The organism is Rubrivirga sp. (genome assembly GCF_049648075.1).
Lineage (GTDB): Bacteria > Bacteroidota > Rhodothermia > Rhodothermales > Rubricoccaceae > Rubrivirga.
On record NZ_JBARYR010000206.1, the window covers coordinates 1 to 7,480 of the forward strand.

Here is a 7,480-nt window from a genome sequence, read left to right on the forward strand (position 1 = left end):
GGTCTGGGTCGCGGGACCCGAGGCCGCGCCGGAGCGGCTGACGTCGTTCGGCGGCGCCCGCGTGAGCGGACCTCGATGGAGCCCCGACGGCCAGCGGCTCGTGGTCTCGGCCCGTGCGGACGGGGATGCCGACGTGTTCGTGGTCTTGCCGAGCGGCGAGGTCCGCCAGCTCACCGACAGCGACTCCGATGACGTCGCGCCGACGTGGTCCCGGGACGGGATGTGGGTCTACTTCGCGTCCGACCGCGGAGAGCAATGGCAGATCTACCGCGTCCCGTCTGCCGGAGGCAACGCGGAGGCCGTCACGGTCCGCGGCGGCGTCGCAGCGGCCGAGGCCCCAGGCGGCGGTCTCCTGCTCGTTCGGCCCGACCAGCGTGGGCTGTGGCTGCTGTCCGAGCAGGACGGCGAGATCCGCGACGTCCGCGCCGAGCGCCTGCCCGTCAACCTGTCCCCGGCCGACTGGGCCAACTGGACGGTCCAAGGCGAGACGATCGTCGCCTTGGAGCGCCGGTTCGACCGTGCGGCCTCGATCGTGCGCATCGACCCCGTGACCCGCCAGCGCAGCACGGTGGCCGTCGTTCCCGAGGTGGCCGAGGACTCCGGCCTGGGCGTCTTCCCCGACGGCCGGTTGTTGCTCTCGCAGCAGGAGCGGACGGACAGCGACATCGTCCTGGTCCGCGACTTCCAGTAGCCGACCTCGAGGTCGTGCATCGCGATTCCTCAGTTACCGGCGGGCGCGCTCCGTAGTCTGAGACCTCGCCCTCGATGCCATGGAGACTGATTCGACAAGCTGGTACGTCATCATGCTGCTGGCGGGGTTGGCCGTCGGCGTGGCCATCGCCATCGCCAAGACCGTCTTCGAGAAAGACGACGAGTGAGCGCGCTCGCGGACCGGTTCGGCCGTCGGCACACCTACCTCCGCCTGGGGCTTACGGAGCGCTGCAACCTGCGGTGCGTCTACTGCATGCCGGCTCACGGCGTGCCCCTCGCCGCGAAACGGGACCAGCTCTCGACCGACGAACTGGTGCGCGTGACGCGTCTGATGGTGGGGAACGGTGTCGATAAAGTCCGGCTCACAGGCGGCGAGCCGCTGGTTCGCAAAGACGCCCTCGAGGTCGCCCGCCAGGTCGGGAGGTTCGACCTCCGCTCGCTCGCGATCACGACGAACGGACTGCTGCTCGAGGACCGCCTGGCCGACCTCGAGGACGCGGGCCTGACCGACCTGACGGTGTCGCTCGACACGCTGCGCCCCGAGCGGTTTGAGGCGGTCACACGCCGCGCGGGTCTCCCAGTCGTGCTCTCCGCCCTCGAGGACGCGATGCGCCGCGGGTACGGGCGAGGCGGGCGGGCGCTCAAGGTCAACGTGGTCGCACTCAAAAACGCCAATGAGGACGAGGTGGTCGACTTCGCGCGCTGGGCGGCGAGTGAGCCGCTCGAGGTCCGATTCATCGAGGTCATGCCGTTCGCGGGCAACGGCTGGGACCGGGCCGATCTCGTCCCGATGGCCGAGACGCGAGCTCGCATCGAGGACTCGCTCGGCCCCCTGTCCGCCCTCGACGACGGCCCGCACGCGACGGCGCAGACGTTCGCTCAGCCAGGGTGGCGGGGCCGCGTCGGGTTCGTCGCGAGCATGACGGCGCCGTTCTGCGCCGGCTGCAACCGGCTGCGCGTGACGGCGGACGGTGGGCTCCAGGTGTGCTTGTTTGGTGGGTCGCCGGTGAGCCTTCGCGACGCGATGCGCGCCGGCGCGAGCGACCTCGAGGTCGTGTCCTTGGTCCGGAGGGCTCTGGAGGGCAAGCACGCGGCACATGCGGGGATGGACGCGCTGGCGAAGGCTCCACCGCGTCCGATGGTCGCGATCGGCGGGTGAGAGATGGGAGGCGCGTCCTCGAGGACGCTCTTCTGCGACGTCGCCCGCCCTCGAGGGGGACGGACCCGAATTCTGAGGCATCCAGAAGAGCCCGTCGGCCTCGAGGGCGCCCGGTATCTTGAAGACACTCCCCCCACCGAAGTGATGACCGAGACCCCGTCCCTTAGCCACGTCGACGACAAGGGCCAGGCCCGCATGGTCGACGTCAGCCACAAGACGTCCACCGTTCGGACGGCCGTCGCGTCCGGCCGCGTCGTCGTCGGAGCGGAGGCGCTGCGCCTGATCCGCGAGAACGAGATCCAGAAGGGCGACGTCCTGACCGTCTCGAACGTGGCCGGCGTCCTGGGCGCCAAGCAGACCAGCCGGCTGCTCCCGCTGTGCCACGACGTCCTGCTCCAGAACGTCGAACTCGAGTTCGAACTCGAGGACGAGACCGGCACCGTCGAGGTCCGCGCGATCACCAAGACCATCGGGCCGACGGGCGTCGAGATGGAGGCGCTGACAGCGGTGAGCGTGGCCGCGCTGACGGTCTACGACATGTGCAAGTCGGTGACGAAGGACATCGAGATCACGGACATCCGACTCCTCGCCAAGACCGGCGGGCGAAGCGGCGATTACAGACGGGCGAGCCCGCGAAACAACTAGCCCCCTTGGTAGCGTACCGGGGGCTCCACTAGAACACAGAAATGGAAGAGCTCCTCGGCGTCGGCAGTCTGATCATCATCCTAGGATCGGTCCTCCTAGCGATCGTGATCCTGTATTTCATCCCGGTCCGGCTGTGGATCACGGCCATCTTCTCCGGGGTCAAGCTCGGGCTGTTCCGGGACCTGGTCGGGATGCGGCTCAGGAACGTGCCGCCGGCCCAGATCGTCCGGCCGCTCATCACGGCGCACAAGGCCGGCATTCCCGTGTCGCCACCACTCCTGGAAGCCCACTACCTCGCCGGCGGCGAGGTCCAGAAGGTGGTCAACGCCTTGATCTCGGCCGACAAGGCCAACATCGACCTCAGCTTCGAGCGGGCGACGGCCATCGACCTGGCCGGACGTGACGTGTTCGAGGCCGTCCAGGTGTCGGTCAACCCGAAGGTCATCGAGACGCCTCCGATCTCGGCCATCGCCAAAGACGGTATCCAAGTCCGAGCGATCGCGCGCGTCACGGTCCGCGCCAACATCGAGCGGTTGGTCGGTGGTGCGGGCGAGGAGACGATCATCGCGCGTGTCGGCGAGGGCATCGTGTCCACGATCGGCTCGTCGGCGACCCACGCCCTCGTCCTGGAGAACCCCGACAACATCTCGAAGACGGTGCTGTCCAAGGGCCTCGACAACGGGACCGCGTTCGACATCCTGTCCATCGACATCGCCGACGTGGACGTGGGCGAGAACATCGGCGCCAAGCTCCAGACCGACCAGGCCGAGGCCGACCTGCGGGTCGCCCGGGCCAAGGCCGAGGAGCGCCGCGCGGCCGCCGTCGCGTCGGAGCAGGAGCAGCGGGCCAACCTGGTCGCGGCCGAGGCCGAGATCCCCAAGGCGATGGCCGAGGCGTTCCGCTCGGGCAACCTGGGCGTGATGGACTACTACAACCTGCGCAACATCGAGGCTGACACCCAGATGCGGACGGCGATCGGCGGCGGGCCGCCGGAGACGGAGGACCAGTCGTAGCACCGCGCCCTCGAGGTCGAGCGTCGTCCTCGAGGGCGACCGCGTAGATCGATCGCACCGACCTCGAGGCCGGTGCGTCGCGCACGGGCAACGTTTCTGGCTCTTGGGTGTCGAGAGGGTCGCATCCCCCTGACATCATGATCCGTTTGATCCTCGCCGTCCTGATCGCGTGGAGCGGCGCGGCCGCTGCGCAGCACGCCGAGGAGGGCCGGCCGCCGTTTGAGTTGGTCCGCCCTCAAGCGGGCGACGGCCCGCTGTCGGTGTACCTCCGTCTCGTCGAGGCCGAGCCTGGTCTGAGTTCGTCCAGTCGGTCTCATGACTGGGTCGTCCAGAGGCTTGCCCAAGAGGCCGGTCGGCTGGCAATGCACGACGAGGCTCTCCGGTGGACCGACCAGAGCCTCGCTGCCGCCGCGTACGACTCGGTCGGAGTGCTGCCATCGGGTGTGCAGGCGGTCGGGGCGGTCCAGGAGATCGCTCGACGCGCCGAGGCTGCTCAAGTCGTAATGGTCAACGAGGCTCATCACGACGCCTCGACACGTCTCATGACGCGAGATCTGCTCGGGCCGCTGTACGAGCAGGGCTATCGGTACCTCGCCGCCGAAACCTTCACGTCCGACGATGTTCTCGAGCGCCGACCGTTGTACCCGATCCCCCAAATCGGGTTTTACATCGACGAGCCGGTCTTCGGGTCGCTCGTCCGAGATGCCATCCGGTTGGGCTACACGCTCGTCCGGTATGAGCAGATCGAAGACGGGCCCGAAGACGACACGCTGAGCTACCAGCAACGCCGTGACTTTACGCAGGCCCAGAATCTGGTCGACCGAGTGCTCGCGAGCGACCGCGACGCTCGGATCTTGGTTCACGCTGGGTACAGCCACGTCAACGAGCGGCCGGGCGAGTACTTCCACCCGATGGCCGACTACTTCCAAGGGATCACCGGAATCGATCCGCTGACGGTTGATCAGGTGGAGTTGGGTCCACGGTCCACGCCTGCGTTCGAACACCCGACATACCGTGCGGCCCTCGCGACGGGGCTGGTCGCGAACAGCCCCGTGATCCTGCTCGACCTCGAGGGCGAACCGCTCGACCCGTCGGGGCACGAGGTGTTCACCGATCTCCAGGTGGTCCGTCCGCCGACCTCGAGGCCGGTCGCGACGTTGGGCTACGGAACGCTCCGCTCGTTCCCGCTGCCGGGCGCGTGCGGTCCGTGCCTCGTCGAGGTCCGCCGCAGCGACGAGGGCCCGGACGCCGTCCCCGTCGACCGACGCGTTGCACTCGAGGGCGGGACCGTCGAGGTGATGGGGCCGCGCGACGTGCCCCTCGTGGTCACCGTCCTGGACGGCACGTCGCCACGCGTGCTCGACCGCCGGATTGCCGTCGCGCGCTAGCCGTCCTCGAGGGCGGAACCCTGGCGGCTCCGAAAGCGACAACGGGACCCCAGCGCTCCGACCGTGTTCGATCTCCCGCTCTCCGTCGTGTCCCGCTCGTCCGCGTTCGCGGCGGCGGCGGCGCTCTCGACCACCCAAGACGTCGTCCGCGGCGTGCTCCCGTCCTTAACGGACCAGGCTGATCCGGGGCTCGTCGCCGAAGAAACGTTGGCGCTCGTCTCGACGGTGACCGCTCGCGCCCTCGAGGTCGGGCTGCGGGGACAGCCGGAGGTGCAGGCAGCGGCGGGGACGGCGCTAGCGGAGCTGCCCTACCTCTACCACGACTTCCTGTTGGGCGCCCAGGTGGTCGCGGCCGGCGGCGAGGGGGAGGTGGAGCCGGACCAGTCGGTGTACGAGCGGCTCGACCGGAAGACGGCGTTCTACTCGGCGCACCTCGCGCCGGGGCGCTTTCCGGGGCCGAGCCTGTTGCGCGAGAAGATGCCGCTGTGGATGGGCCGCGTCTCGCCCCCGAAGCTGCCGACGTCGCCCGACGCGCGGCTGGCGGAGACGGGGCTCATCGAGGTCGTCGCGGCGCACGCGCGGTTGGTGACGGCGTTCGCGCAGAAGGCCCTCGAGGATGCGGCGTGACAGTGAGCAGTACGACTCAGCCCTAACTCGATTGACCTCTAACCTTTCAGCTCGTTCCCAATGGATAGCCAGGTCGTAGAACTGCTCGGCCGTCATTGCCTCGCCGACGAACTGCTCATGGCCGGCCTAGAGGTTGCCTACCCCGCTCGGGACCGCGGCATCGATGTTATCGCGTACGCCGACCTCGACGCGCAGTCGGGGAGGTTCGTCGCTTGCCCCATCCGAATGAAGGCGTCCTCCGGTAGACGGTTCGGGGTCCATCAGAAGTACGAGAAGTTCCCCAATCTGGTGCTCGCATTCGTCTGGAACCTTTGTTCGCCCGACGAGGCTGAAACGTATGCGCTGACTTATCCCGAGCCGGTCGGTGTGGCCAAAGCGACAGGGTGGACCCGGACTAGTTCGTGGATCGAGAAAGGTGGATACTCATCAAAGCCGAGTGCCCGTTTGTTGGAGCTCCTGGAGCCGTACCGAATGACGCCGGGACAGTGGCGCGAGAAGGTCATCGCTTTGACCAGCCGAGAGGGATAGCTCGTCCTCGAGGACGCTACAACCTCGCCGCGGCCTCAACGGCAGCGACGAACGTCTCGGGGTCGTCCGGCGTCACGACGACGGTCTTGTCCGGCCACCGCAACACCACAGAGCGCGAGCGGTCCGTCGCGTAGGCCGTGAACCCGCCGACCCGCCCACTCCGGTAGCGACCCACGAACGCGAACGGGCCGCCGATCCCAAACGTCCGAAACGCGAACCGCATCGCGTCGGGATCGACCTCGACGTCCTCGAGGTCGCGGAGCTCGAGGCGCGTTTCCCAGCCGGGGCGCTGGATGACGACGGCGTCCGTCTCGACGACGTACCCGCGCACGGCGAGCGCGCCGGCCACGCCCAGGATGGCGAGGACGACCGCGACCGCGATCGCCGCTCCCGAGGCGAAGGCCCCGATCACCACGACGACCATGAGCACGCTGATGACCGTGAGCGGAGCGGACCAGGGAGCATCGAACGTCAAGCGCATCGTACCGGAGGAAGACGTGCGAGACAGTACGGCCTCGAGGCCGACGGGTTACGCGAACAGCGCCTCGACCTCGCCGTCGCGGGCGGTCCGGCCCGCCGGGTCCTCGAGGTCGAACACGCGAGCTGCGCCGTCGCCCAAGAGCGTGACGCGGCCGTCCTCGATGCGGACCGCAGTGCCCTCGGGGAGCCCGACGACGGGCGAGGCCGGGTTGGCCGCGACGAACTCCGAAAGCCGCTCAGCGCGCGTCTCGCCGCGGTGGCCGTCCGGGTGCGCGTCGGTGTAGTGCGGGTTGATCTGGACCGGGACGAGCCCGAGCGCGTCTAGCGTGGGCGGCTCCACGATGGGCATGTCGTTGGTCGTGCGGATCGTGGGGCAGGCGAGGTTCGAGCCGGCGCTCCACCCGACGTAGGGCGCCCCGCCCTCGACGCGGGTGCGGACGGCCTCGAGGACGCCCGTGCGGATCGACTCGCGCAGCAGGTGGAACGTGTTGCCTCCACCTACGAAGACCGCGTCGGCCTCGAGGACGGCTGTTGCTGGTTCCCCCGTGTGGACGCCCGTGATCTCCAGGCCGAGCCCGTCGAGGGCGGCAGCGACCTTGGCGGTGTAGTCGTCGTAGCTGAACGTGACGGCGGCGTACGGGACGAAGGCGACGCGGCGAGCGTCCCCGAGCGCGTCCCGGATCCAGTCGCGCGCGTGCGTGAGGTAGCCGGCGTCGGACGACGAGTTGCTGAGCAGCAGGATCATACGTCGACCTCGATCAGGACATCGTTCTTGCCGACGGCGTCGCCGGCCTCGACGCGGACGGCGGCGACGGTGCCGGCTGCGGGCGCCGACAGCTCGTTCTCCATCTTCATAGCCTCCAGGACGACGACGCCTTGCCCGGCCTCGACGGGGTCGCCGGCCTCGACCAGTACGCGCAGGACCAGGC

General features: G+C 68.9%; 9 protein-coding genes and 1 pseudogene. 7 read left to right on the top strand and 3 right to left on the bottom strand.

Annotated features, from left to right (window positions below; genetic code table 11):
- The 7 genes and pseudogenes from WBA11_RS05885 to WBA11_RS05915 all read left to right on the top strand — a co-directional run.
- Positions 1-691, top strand: a pseudogene (locus WBA11_RS05885) (hypothetical protein); the annotation flags it as partial.
- 183 nt (positions 692-874) lie between these two features.
- A complete protein-coding gene (moaA, locus tag WBA11_RS05890) occupies positions 875-1,870 on the top strand; it encodes a GTP 3',8-cyclase MoaA (protein WP_424519780.1) in 996 nt (331 codons plus the stop codon).
- 144 nt (positions 1,871-2,014) lie between these two features.
- Complete coding sequence (moaC, locus tag WBA11_RS05895) at positions 2,015-2,515, top strand: cyclic pyranopterin monophosphate synthase MoaC (RefSeq protein WP_424519781.1); 501 nt, start codon at positions 2,015-2,017, stop codon at positions 2,513-2,515.
- A gap of 41 nt (positions 2,516-2,556) precedes the next feature.
- Positions 2,557-3,528 carry a flotillin-like protein FloA gene (gene floA / locus WBA11_RS05900; protein WP_424519782.1) on the top strand — a complete coding sequence of 324 codons (972 nt, stop codon included), beginning with the start codon at positions 2,557-2,559 and terminating at the stop codon, positions 3,526-3,528.
- Between the two features lie 137 nt (positions 3,529-3,665).
- Positions 3,666-4,916 (top strand): hypothetical protein, encoded by a 1,251-nt coding sequence (locus WBA11_RS05905; RefSeq protein WP_424519783.1) that lies wholly within the window; start codon positions 3,666-3,668, stop codon positions 4,914-4,916.
- 87 nt (positions 4,917-5,003) lie between these two features.
- A complete protein-coding gene (locus WBA11_RS05910; protein WP_424519784.1) occupies positions 5,004-5,543 on the top strand; it encodes a hypothetical protein in 540 nt (179 codons plus the stop codon).
- A 60-nt stretch (positions 5,544-5,603) separates the two neighbouring features.
- Positions 5,604-6,071 carry a hypothetical protein gene (locus WBA11_RS05915; RefSeq protein WP_424519785.1) on the top strand — a complete coding sequence of 156 codons (468 nt, stop codon included), beginning with the start codon at positions 5,604-5,606 and terminating at the stop codon, positions 6,069-6,071.
- A 16-nt stretch (positions 6,072-6,087) separates the two neighbouring features.
- On the opposite strand, the gene WBA11_RS05920 is transcribed toward WBA11_RS05915, so the two are convergent.
- From WBA11_RS05920 to WBA11_RS05930, 3 genes are all read right to left on the bottom strand, one after another.
- A complete protein-coding gene (locus WBA11_RS05920; RefSeq protein WP_424519786.1) occupies positions 6,088-6,552 on the bottom strand; it encodes a PH domain-containing protein in 465 nt (154 codons plus the stop codon).
- Positions 6,553-6,600: 48 nt separating this feature from the next.
- Positions 6,601-7,296 carry a dipeptidase PepE gene (gene pepE / locus WBA11_RS05925; protein ID WP_424519787.1) on the bottom strand — a complete coding sequence of 232 codons (696 nt, stop codon included), beginning with the start codon at positions 7,294-7,296 and terminating at the stop codon, positions 6,601-6,603.
- A partial coding sequence (locus WBA11_RS05930; protein WP_424519788.1) for a biotin/lipoyl-containing protein occupies positions 7,293-7,480 on the bottom strand: 188 nt, incomplete at its 5' end. The genes pepE and WBA11_RS05930, both read right to left, overlap by 4 nt.

Excerpts from the sequence above, each read along its gene's own strand:
- moaC (WP_424519781.1), top strand. The coding sequence starts at position 2,015 with ATGACCGAGACCCCGTCCCTTAGCCACGTCGACGACAAGGGCCAGGCC.
- floA (WP_424519782.1), top strand. The coding sequence starts at position 2,557 with ATGGAAGAGCTCCTCGGCGTCGGCAGTCTGATCATCATCCTAGGATCG.
- WBA11_RS05905 (WP_424519783.1), top strand. The coding sequence starts at position 3,666 with ATGATCCGTTTGATCCTCGCCGTCCTGATCGCGTGGAGCGGCGCGGCC.
- WBA11_RS05915 (WP_424519785.1), top strand. The coding sequence starts at position 5,604 with ATGGATAGCCAGGTCGTAGAACTGCTCGGCCGTCATTGCCTCGCCGAC.
- WBA11_RS05920 (WP_424519786.1), bottom strand. The coding sequence starts at position 6,552 with ATGCGCTTGACGTTCGATGCTCCCTGGTCCGCTCCGCTCACGGTCATC.
- pepE (WP_424519787.1), bottom strand. The coding sequence starts at position 7,296 with ATGATCCTGCTGCTCAGCAACTCGTCGTCCGACGCCGGCTACCTCACG.